Below are 10,288 nucleotides of genomic sequence, written 5' to 3'. Positions count from 1 at the left end.
TCTGAAAAAATGCGTGGACAGATCCGTGGTCTTGACCAGGCATCAAGAAATGCTCAAGACGGAATTTCTCTTATTCAAACAGCTGAAGGTGCATTAAATGAAACTCATGCTATCTTACAGAGAATGCGTGAATTAGCGGTTCAAGCTGGAAACGAAGGCACGCTTGAAGCTGAAGATATGACAGCGATTGAAGACGAGATCAACGAGCTTCAGTCTGAATTGACTGGAATTGCAGACCGGACTGAATTTAACGGTAAAAAACTGTTAGATGGTAACTTTAATAACGATTTGCAAATTGGAGCAAATAGTGGCCAACAGCTAACTCTAGCAATTAATGCTGGTGCGTCTGGCACTGGTTTTGATGCTTCTGGACTGGGTGTTGCTAGTGGCGACCTTTCATGGAGTGGAACTGCTGCAAATGCAGATGATAATATCACTGCTATTGATGCTGCGATTGAGAGCGTTTCAGCAGCACGTTCATATCTTGGAGCTAATCAAAACAGATTAGATCATACAATTAAGAATCTTGATAATGCGTCTGAAAACCTTCAGGCTGCAGAATCACGTATCCGTGACGTTGATATGGCATCAGAAATGATGGAATTTACACGTGCAAATATTCTTAATCAGGCTTCACAGGCAATGCTTGCACAAGCTAACCAGCAGCCACAGGCTGTTCTTCAGTTGCTTCGATAATATTTCTAACAAAACACGACCTTTTGAGGGTCGTGTTTTGTTAATTTTATAGTACATAATCCGATATATATAATAATGAACTTATTTGGAGGAAATCTCATGCAACTTATTTTCAAAGAACATCAAATAAAACTCAGCGAACCTGATAAATTAATTCATTCGATGTCTGAATTGATTGGAGATCAATACATATATAATTATATGAAGGTTGATGGGACTGTTGTATATGATGACCCAATTGAATTTTTTAAAAATAATCAAGAAGCATTGTCAGATATAGAGCAGATTGAAATAATAGCATTGACTGGTAAAGAACATGTTGAAGGTATTGCAATTGAAGGAAGCCAATATATATCAAATGCTCTTCCTGTGCTTGAGGAGATGTCTAAAAGTATTTATAAAGATGGGATAGGTTCTGTTAAAAACAAATTCATTTCTCTTTCAGAAGGTATTCAATGGCTTGTTTCTTCTCTGGCCGTAATTAATGAAATAACTACGAATAGTAGAGAAAATGAATTAACTGCTAAATTACAAAGTGCACTGATTGAGCTGAATGAAGGACTGGAAAATAATGATGCGGTTTTAGTGGCGGACATTATAGAATATGAAGTAGTTGAAATATTTCAGGAGATTCAAAAGTTTTTTGAAGAAGTATAGGTAAAGAGCGAGGTAATTAAATGGTTAAGTATAACGAAATCTTAGATGTAATAGATCCATCTCTAAGGGAGCAACTTTTAAGTCAGGGTAATACCGAAGAAAATATTATTATTGAAAAAGCAAGAAGAAACGGAAAAACAATTAAATATTTGTCGAATAATAGTATTTTCTACCTCACGAGTAAATTTGACCCTATAAACGAAGCAGAGAAATTCGCAGCGCTCTCAAAAGAAAAAATTGAAGAAACTGATAATCTAATTATATTAGGTGCGGGTCTAGGTTATATACTATCCTCAATAATCGACATTAAACCTAATATAAACCTCTTTATAGTTGAACCTAATCATGAACTTTTAAAAATATTTATTAAAACCGACTTGTCAAAAAAAGTTTTAAAAAACATCAAATATATATGTGATAAAGTTGATGAAGATAAAATGATGAAGATTTTAAATAAGTCTTATAAATTAGGAGGAGATATTAATTATCTAGTTACACCCGGCTTTTCAAAAGTATATTCTACTGAAGAAAAAATTTTAGGTGGACTGTTATTAAATCATTTAAAAAACAAAAAAAGCAGTTTAGTAACTAACATGGCTTTTCAAGAACGTTGGGCTTTAAATTCTATTAAAAATTTTCCTTTTGTATTAAAAACTTTTAACGCAATTGAACTATTAAAAACGCAATATGATTTATCGAAACCAGCAATTTTAGTAGCTGCCGGACCATCGCTGAACTATGAATTTGAACACCTGAAAATAATAAAGCAAAAGAAGCTTGCTTATATATTTGCGGTAGGATCAGCAATAAGTGCATTAATACGTAACGATATAAGGCCTGACTTTTTCTGTACTTATGATCCTCAAGCACATAATTACAAAGTATCTGAAGTTCTAATTGAGCAAGATATAAATGACGTTACAATGTTGTTTGGGACATCTGTTGGGTATGAAACAGTAGAGAGACACACCGGCCCCAAAGCTCACTTCATTACAAGTCAGGATAAGCTTTCCAGCCAATTAATAGACTGTGAAAATTTAAATGAGAAGACGATAAATGACGCTCCTTCAATAGCGATTATGACATATCAATTGTTATCTAAAGCTGGATTTAAAGAAATAGTGCTTGTCGGACAAAACCTTAGCTTTGACGGAAAGCAGCGTTATGCTATAGGTATTGAATACGAATCAGGAGCTTCAGTAATTTCAGATGAAGATGAAAAAAAACTAACTGAAGTAGAAAGTGTATTGTCAGGAACAGTGTTTAGCGATGAAGGCTATAGCAGAATGCGTTCAGAGTTGGAGCATTACATACAAAGAAATGTAGAAGTTGAGACGATCAATACTACAGTTAATGGAGCGAAAATAAACGGTACTAAGTTTATTGAACTTAAAGACCTTATAAAGAAATGGGAAGAAAAAGTTACTGATAATGATTTAATTAAAAAAGATCTGATAACTCCACCTTTATTGAAAAATAAGATCAGAAAATTAGAAGATGATTCTAATGGAATCAGTAGATTAATTAATAATCTCTCAAAAGAGTTAAACTATCTGCAAAACACAATGCAACCATCAAAAATAGAAAACAAACTTCAAAGAATTGATCAAATCAACGAAGAGATCAAGAATAACTTATATTTCCATGCGATAATTAATACTTCTATCAAGCATGAACTTACTATAATTAATGATAAAATTAGAAAGTCAAAAAACACGAAAAGTATTTATGAGAGAAAGAAAGTACTTGTAGATGCTTTTGAAAATTACATTATGACATTAAAAAATAAAGATCAGCTTTTTCAACCGGTTTTTTCCGAGATGATCAATCAGCTGAAAGAAAAGGATTTTTAATATGTTATTAAATGATAAAACGATACTGGTTACTGGTGGAACTGGCTCTTTTGGTAGGATGTTTATTCAAAAAGTATTAAAAAGCAATGTAAAAAAAGTTATTGTATTTAGCCGAGATGAGTTAAAGCAATATGAAATGGCACAGGAATTCACTGATCCTCGGATTAGGTTTTTTATAGGGGACGTCAGAGACAAAGAGAGGTTATACAGGGCTTTTGAAGGCGTAGATATTGTAATTCATGCAGCTGCATTAAAGCATGTAGGAGCATGTGAATATAACCCTTTTGAAGCTGTCAAAACAAATATTCACGGAGCACAAAATATTATTGAGGCTGCAATTGATATGGGAGTAGAAAAAGTTATAGCGTTGAGCACTGATAAAGCGGCCAGTCCGATTAACCTGTATGGAGCTACTAAGCTTGCCTCAGATAAACTTTTTGTAGCTGGTAATTCATATGTGGGTGACAAAAAAACCAGATTTTCTGTTGTGAGGTACGGAAACGTAGTAGGCAGTAGAGGGAGTGTTGTACCTTTCTTTAAAAAACTTGTTGCTGATGGTGCGAGTGAATTACCTATTACGGACGAAAGAATGACTCGATTCTGGATTACTTTAGATCAGGGTGTTCAGTTTGTAATTGATAGTTTATCGAGAATGAGTGGTGGAGAGATTTTTGTTCCCAAAATTCCGAGTATGAAAATGACAGATTTGGCGGAAGCGATTGCCCCTGGGATTAAAATTAAAATTATTGGTATAAGACCTGGAGAGAAATTGCATGAAGCAATGATTACTGAAGATGACGCAAGAAGAACGATTGAATTCGATGATTATTATATTATTGCTCCTGAATTCCCTTGGTGGAATAGAGAAGTCTCTTCACATGGGAATAAGCTGACTGATGGCTTTAGTTATGTTAGTAACTTGAATAGAGAGTGGTTAACAGTCGAGGAGTTAAAGGGATTGATTAAATGAAACATAACGAGTTTAATACCGATGTGAGGGAAGAGTATCTACCTTATGGACGACAGTGGATAGATGATGCTGACATTGAAGAAGTAATTAAAGTATTAAAAAGTGATTATTTAACTACAGGTCCTGCTGTTGCCAGGTTTGAAAAAGCTGTGAGTGAATACGTGGGTGCGAAGTATGCAGTTGCATTCTCAAGCGGAACGGCTTCATTACATGGTGCTTGTTTTGCTGCGGGGATTGGTGAGGGGGATGAAGTTATTACCTCACCTATGACTTTTGCTGCCAGTGCTAATTGTGTTTTATATGTTGGTGGTAAACCGGTTTTTGCTGATATAGATAAAGTCACTTACAATATTGATCCTTCACAGGTTGAGAAGGCAATTACTGAAAAGACTAAAGCAATTATTCCCGTCCATTTTACTGGACAGCCTGCTGATATGGATAAACTACATAAAATTGCAGAAAAGCACAATTTAATTGTAATAGAAGATGCTGCTCACGCCTTGGGAGCTACTTATAAAGGTGAAAAAATTGGTTCTTTAAGTGACATGACTATGTTTAGCTTTCATCCCGTAAAACATATTACTTCCGGTGAGGGCGGTATAATCACAACAAATGATAAAGAATATTATGAAAAAATGCTTCAGTTTAGATCTCACGGTATAACAAGAGATCCTGAAAAATTAATAGACAATCACGGTCCATGGTATTACGAGATGCAATTTCTAGGGTTCAACTACAGGATGACAGATATCCAAGCCGCGCTAGGAGAAAGTCAATTAAAGAAAATTGACACATTTATAGATCGTAGAAAAAAATACGTAGCTATGTACAATCATTCATTTAGTAATCTGGAAGAAATTGAAATTCCATTTCAAAATGAGAATGGTGCATCCAGTTGGCATTTATACATAATACGATTGATTTCTGAAAAATTATCAGTAAGCAGAAAAGAAATTTTTGAAGAATTAGTTAATAATAATATTGGTGTAAATGTTCATTACATTCCAGTACACCTCCTCCCCTACTATTCAAAATTGGGCTATCATAAGGGGATATGTCCTCAGTCTGAAAAATTGTATGAGGAAATTATTACATTACCTCTATTTTCAGCTATGACAGAAAAAGATATAGAGGACGTAATTACTTCTGTAAATAATGTGATTAACAAATATCGAAAGTAGGGCGATAACGTGAAAGTCGCAGCTATTATTCAGGCGAGAATGGGATCTACAAGACTTCCAGGGAAAGTAATGAAAGAATTAATGGGTAAAACTATACTATCACACGTTATTGCAAGAGTAAGCCAAGCCAATACAATAGATGAGATCATCATTGCCACTCCTAACAAAAACAATGACGATGTTATTAGTAATGAAGCAAAAAAATGTGGAGTTAAAGTATATAGGGGCAGCGAGAAAGATGTGCTCAGTCGTTACTATTATGCTGCAAAGGAAAGTGAAGTTACTACAATTGTTAGAATAACTTCTGACTGTCCGCTTATTGATCCACATGTAATTGATGAAGTCGTAAATTATTATAAAAATGGAAACAATAGCATCGTGACAAATGCAGGAACAGATCCAACTAACAGAACATTTCCGAGAGGCTTAGACACGGAAGTGTTTTCTTTTAAAGTTTTAGAAGAGGCTTATCATCTTGGAAAAGAAAATTATCATAGAGAACACGTAACACCATATATTTATGAGAATGCTGATAAAGTATATCTTTTTAAAAATAATATTGATTATTCAAAATATCGATGGACTCTGGACACAGCGGGAGATTTTGAGTTGATTAGTGAAATTTATGATGAATTGTATAAAGGAAAACATGATTTTTTCCTAAAAGAAATAATCGAATTATTTGAACAGAAACCAGAACTTATTGATATTAATGCTCATGTTGAACAAAAGGAAATTAATTAAAAGAATAAGTTGATATTATCATTTGTTGAGGTGAGAAGAATGCAAGCTTGTTTTAGAATTGATGCTTCAATAGATATAGGAACTGGCCATGTTATGAGATGTTTAACATTAGCTGATGAAATGAAAAAAAAAATATAAATTCCTTTTTTATATGCAGGGCTTTTGAGGGGAACCTGATAAGATTTCTAAAAGAAAAAGGATATGAAGTGATTGTGTTACAGGTTTTGGAACAAGATAGTGAAGGATCACTCGAATGGATTAAGAATAATTGGGAACAAGATGCATTTGAAACCATTCAAGTTTTAAACAGTCAGAAAAAAAGTGTTGACTGGTTGATAGTGGACCATTACGGCTTAGATATCAACTGGGAGAAGAATCTTAAGCAATACGTTAATAAGATTTTAGTAATAGACGATCTAGCTGATAGAAGTCATTATTGTGATGTACTAGTAGATCAAACATTTGGGGAAGATGGAAAAAGGTATAAAAAATTAATCCCAGATTATACTATAGGATTATTTGGCGTAAACTATGCTATTTTAAGACCTCAATTTAGGGAACATCGAAAAAGCAACTTTGTACTTGATGAAAATAATATTGAAGTTCACCTTTTTTTTGGTGGGATTGATCGTAAAAATTTTACAGAGAAATTCAGTAAGCTACTTCTCGACGAATTTTCAAATATTAATATATGTGCAGTAGTTGGGAAAAATTATAATTGTACTGATTCACTTACGCAGCTTTCACGTAAATATAAAGAGAGATTTAGTTGGGAACAAAATATATTTAATATGGCAGAACATATGTCTAAGTGTGATATTGCTATAGGTGCTGCCGGTACTGCTACTTGGGAACGTGCATGTGTTGGTCTACCTTCTGGGTATTTAATTATTTCTAAGAATCAAAAGAAAATTTTAGAAAAATTGCATCAAAATGAACTTTGTGTATTACTGGGGGACGCTGAATTTATAAGTGATCAAGAATTTATAACAGCTATTAGTTTATTTATCAGAAATAAAAAAGATTTACGAAAGATGTTTTTAAAAGGTAAGCAGTGCATCAGTGGATTAGGTTCTGCTAATATAGTGGATACTATGCTGTCATTGAGGGGTTGATATATTTGGATTGTTGTTTAGTTTATAAAAACATAAGACTAATTCCATATAATGATGATCATGACAAAAATACGGTCAAATGGCTAAATGATGAAAAGATAAAATCAAATTTTGGATTAACCAAGTATGTAACAATCGATTCTCATAAAAGGTGGATAAACTCATTAAAGAATACATTCATTTGGGCGATATATGATCCTGATACTAAAAATCATTGTGGTAATATACTTCTTTTTGTGAATTATCAACATCATTCAGCATTTTTCCAGTTATATATCGGGGATAGTCAGTCATATGGTAAAAAGTTAGGGTATTATTCTTTAGTATGTGTTATTAACTTCGCTTTTAAACAATTAAGTATAAATCGCATCTGGCTTCAGGTTTTTCCAGATAATGTAAGTGCAATATCTTTATACGAAAAGTTAGGTTTTAAAAAAGAAGGTATTGAACGCCTGTCACATTATTTTGAAGGTAAGTATAAAGACCAGTTAAGATATTCTCTTTTAGAAAAAGAGTGGGAGATTTTTTGAAATGAAATGTGCTATTATGCAACCAACATATATGCCTTGGATAGGGTATTTTTCTATGATCGATAAAGTTGATATTTTTGTTTTTTTAGATGATGTCCAATTAGTTAAGAGAAGTTGGCAAGTTCGAAATAAAATAAAAAGCAACGATAATGAATTAATACTATCTATTCCGGTAGTAAAAGACAAAGAAAGAATTGACCGATTTATTAATAATACATCTTATAACGATAATTTAGAGTGGAAAGCAGCGCACTTAAAATCTATCAAATATAGCTACTCAAAATCTAAATACTTTGATGAAGTTTATTCCTTTATTGAAAGATTATATTTAAAAAAGCATATAAGTTTGGCGGACTTTAATATAGAGGTTATTAAAAGTGTTTGTAATAAGATAGGAATAGATACTGAGTTAATAACTTCATCTAGTGTAATAAAAGAACAAGAAAACAAAGATGGTTTATTAGCAAGTATTTGTCAATCTCTGAATGCGAATTATTATTTATCAGCTCCCGGATCTGCACAATATATAGAGCAAAATAATCCTGGTGGGGAGTTCACAAAAAGAAAAATTGGTTTATATTATCATATTTATAATCATCCTATTTATAATCAATTAGGAAAAGATTTCATATCACATATAGGAATATATGACTTGCTTTTTAATGAAGGTTTTGTTAACGCATTAACAATAATTAGAAGTGGCTATCAAAGAGATCTATTCTATCTAGATTATAGAAATAAATATATGCATAATCAAGAAGGAGAAAAGAATGAAGATATCTAATTTTGAAATAGGTAGGAATAAAACTTTCATAATAGCGGAACTATCTGCGAATCATGGAAATGATATTAATATTGCTAAAGAAACTATAAAAGCTGCAAAAGAAGCTGGTGCAGATGCTATTAAGTTACAAACGTATACTGCTGATACAATAACAATGGAATGTTATAACGAGTATTTTAAGTTAGATAATGGTTCAGTATGGGACGGTAGGTTTTTATATGATTTATATAAAGAGGCTCATACTCCTTGGGAGTGGCATGAAGAATTAATCAAATATGCTAATGAGATAGATATAATTTGTTTTTCAAGTCCATTTGATAAAACAGCTGTGGATTTACTTGAAGACCTCGATGTCCCAGCCTATAAAGTAGCTTCCTTTGAAATCACAGATATTCCTTTAATAGAATATATCGCTTCAAAAAGTAAGCCAGTTATTATTTCAACTGGAATTGCTACGCTCAGAGACATCGATGACGCAGTACTCGCTTGTCGAAAAGCGGGTAATGATCAGATCATTTTGTTAAAGTGTACATCTGCATACCCAGCAAGGATTGAAGATGCAAATTTAAAAACAATACAAAATTTAAAAGAAACATTCGATGTAGAAGTAGGTTTGTCAGATCATACATTAGGCTTAACAGTTCCTATTGTATCTGTAGCTATGGGTGCAAAAGTAATTGAGAAACATTTTATTTTAGATAAGAGCGTTGGTGGACCGGATGCCAGCTTCTCTCTTGACCAGAATGAGTTCAAGCAGCTTGTAGATTCAGTCAGAGATGCTGAAAAAGCAATAGGTAAAGTTGATTATGAATTGACAGAAAAAAAGAAAAAAAATAGAGATTTTTCAAGGTCTTTATTTGTAGTTGAAGATATAGCATCTGGAGAAGAGTTGACTGAAAAAAATGTACGATCAATTAGACCTGGGTATGGGCTTTCGCCTAAGTATAGCAAGGAAATTTATAGTGCAGTAGCGAGCCATGATATTAAAAGAGGGACTCCTTTGGAATGGAAACACATCAAGTGAAACCCTTTAACTGAAGTATTTGAAAAGCTTTAATGAGTATTAGGATTTATAAAAAGATTAATTCGTTTACTTAACATTTTCTATTTTATAAAAATGATTTTCTTGTGAAGCGTATTAAAAGGGAAAAAATTATTTAACATTCTTTATCTTGATTTATTAACAATGAAAATATTGTATATAGATCAATTAAAATCTGTAATTATAATTATTACATTGAAAAATAAAATCTTAGTAAATTCCTGTTTGGTTTCGTTAGCGGTATAGATGGAAAAAATAGGAAATATTATTTTTCAGTTTTGAAATGTGGCGATATACTCTATGAAATTGAATATGATATTAATAAAGGAAATCAAAGTTAAAAATGAAGATATAGTAATGTATTAAGCTCAATGTACAGTTTACTATTTACTTGTATACAAAGAGAAAAAACATTGGTAAAGGAAGCTTAGAATTAATTTAAAGATATTATTAATAATGAGTATAGTTAAAAGTATGAAAAATACATGTGAAAGAGCATACTATTTTATATCAGTTGATTCACATTAATCCAGACGAAAATCTGAAAAGTACGCTTTATTCGTTAAGTAATTCTAAATTTTTTTGCTCGTTATTATACTTTAGAGAAAAATAAGTGTTTTTTATATAACAATAATTGGGGTGGAAACTCATTTAAAAGTAAATGTCAATAATAAGTTCAATATACATAATATAATCAAATAGGGTAAAAAGAAGTT

The 10,288-nt window shown here is 32.2% G+C and carries 10 protein-coding genes; all 10 read left to right on the top strand.

Annotated features, from left to right (window positions below; translation table 11 throughout):
• A partial coding sequence (locus JOD21_RS13975; RefSeq protein WP_204730204.1) for a flagellin occupies positions 1 to 696 on the top strand: 696 nt, incomplete at its 5' end.
• A 99-nt stretch (positions 697 to 795) separates the two neighbouring features.
• On the top strand, positions 796 to 1,353 hold the full coding sequence (locus tag JOD21_RS13970) for a DUF8042 domain-containing protein (protein WP_204730203.1): 558 nt from the start codon (positions 796 to 798) through the stop codon (positions 1,351 to 1,353).
• A 20-nt stretch (positions 1,354 to 1,373) separates the two neighbouring features.
• On the top strand, positions 1,374 to 3,206 hold the full coding sequence (locus JOD21_RS13965; protein WP_204730202.1) for a motility associated factor glycosyltransferase family protein: 1,833 nt from the start codon (positions 1,374 to 1,376) through the stop codon (positions 3,204 to 3,206).
• Between the two features lies 1 nt (position 3,207).
• A complete protein-coding gene (gene pseB, locus JOD21_RS13960; RefSeq protein WP_204730201.1) occupies positions 3,208 to 4,176 on the top strand; it encodes a UDP-N-acetylglucosamine 4,6-dehydratase (inverting) in 969 nt (322 codons plus the stop codon).
• Positions 4,173 to 5,357: a UDP-4-amino-4,6-dideoxy-N-acetyl-beta-L-altrosamine transaminase gene (gene pseC / locus JOD21_RS13955; RefSeq protein WP_204730200.1), complete on the top strand. Its 1,185-nt coding sequence runs from the start codon at positions 4,173 to 4,175 to the stop codon at positions 5,355 to 5,357. The genes pseB and pseC overlap by 4 nt, the downstream gene beginning before the upstream one ends.
• Positions 5,358 to 5,366: 9 nt before the next feature.
• Positions 5,367 to 6,101 (top strand): cytidylyltransferase domain-containing protein, encoded by a 735-nt coding sequence (locus JOD21_RS13950; RefSeq protein WP_204730199.1) that lies wholly within the window; start codon positions 5,367 to 5,369, stop codon positions 6,099 to 6,101.
• Positions 6,102 to 6,235: 134 nt separating this feature from the next.
• Positions 6,236 to 7,216, top strand: coding sequence for a UDP-2,4-diacetamido-2,4,6-trideoxy-beta-L-altropyranose hydrolase (gene pseG, locus JOD21_RS13945; RefSeq protein ID WP_204730212.1), 981 nt, complete (start codon positions 6,236 to 6,238; stop codon positions 7,214 to 7,216).
• A 5-nt stretch (positions 7,217 to 7,221) separates the two neighbouring features.
• Entirely contained in the window at positions 7,222 to 7,746 is a 525-nt protein-coding gene (locus JOD21_RS13940; RefSeq protein WP_204730198.1) for a GNAT family N-acetyltransferase, read from the top strand.
• A 1-nt stretch (position 7,747) separates the two neighbouring features.
• A complete protein-coding gene (locus JOD21_RS13935) occupies positions 7,748 to 8,530 on the top strand; it encodes a WbqC family protein (protein ID WP_204730197.1) in 783 nt (260 codons plus the stop codon).
• On the top strand, positions 8,517 to 9,554 hold the full coding sequence (gene pseI, locus JOD21_RS13930; RefSeq protein WP_204730196.1) for a pseudaminic acid synthase: 1,038 nt from the start codon (positions 8,517 to 8,519) through the stop codon (positions 9,552 to 9,554). The genes JOD21_RS13935 and pseI overlap by 14 nt, the downstream gene beginning before the upstream one ends.
• Positions 9,555 to 10,288 lie beyond the last annotated feature (734 nt).

The sequence above is a fragment of the Jeotgalibacillus terrae genome, assembly GCF_016908195.1.
In the GTDB taxonomy this organism is placed as follows: Bacteria; Bacillota; Bacilli; order Bacillales; family Jeotgalibacillaceae; genus Jeotgalibacillus; species Jeotgalibacillus terrae.
Note: the sequence above shows the minus strand (reverse complement) of the source record. Positions and strands in the feature narration are given on the sequence as shown.